This is a genomic window from Mesorhizobium delmotii (genome assembly GCF_900149755.1).
Classification (GTDB): Bacteria; Pseudomonadota; Alphaproteobacteria; order Rhizobiales; family Rhizobiaceae; genus Mesorhizobium; species Mesorhizobium delmotii.
The window spans coordinates 1-364 of sequence record NZ_FUIG01000089.1; the positions used below are offsets into that span (position 1 = coordinate 1).

The window sequence follows — 364 nt, forward strand, 5'->3', positions numbered from 1 at the left end:
CAGGAACGTCTCGCCAAGCTGGCGGGCGGCGTTGCCGTCATCCGCGTCGGCGGTGCGACCGAGATCGAAGTCAAGGAAAAGAAGGACCGCGTCGATGACGCCCTCAACGCGACCCGTGCGGCCGTCGAAGAAGGCATCGTTCCCGGCGGCGGCGTCGCACTCCTGCGCGCTTCGCTGAGCATCAAGGCTGTCGGCGCCAACTCCGACCAGACCGCTGGCATCAGCATCGTGCGTCGCGCGCTGCAGGCTCCGGCCCGCCAGATCGCGGCCAACGCCGGTGCGGAAGCATCGATCGTTGCCGGCAAGATCCTCGAGAACAAGGGCCCGACCTTCGGCTTCAACGCCCAGACCGGCGAATATGGCG

Annotated in this window: 1 protein-coding gene; it reads left to right on the forward strand. The window is 67.6% G+C overall.

Annotated features, from left to right (window positions below; all coding sequences use genetic code 11):
• Window positions 1-364 (forward strand): TCP-1/cpn60 chaperonin family protein (locus BQ8482_RS34430; protein ID WP_280178896.1); only part of this gene is annotated, 364 nt, incomplete at both ends.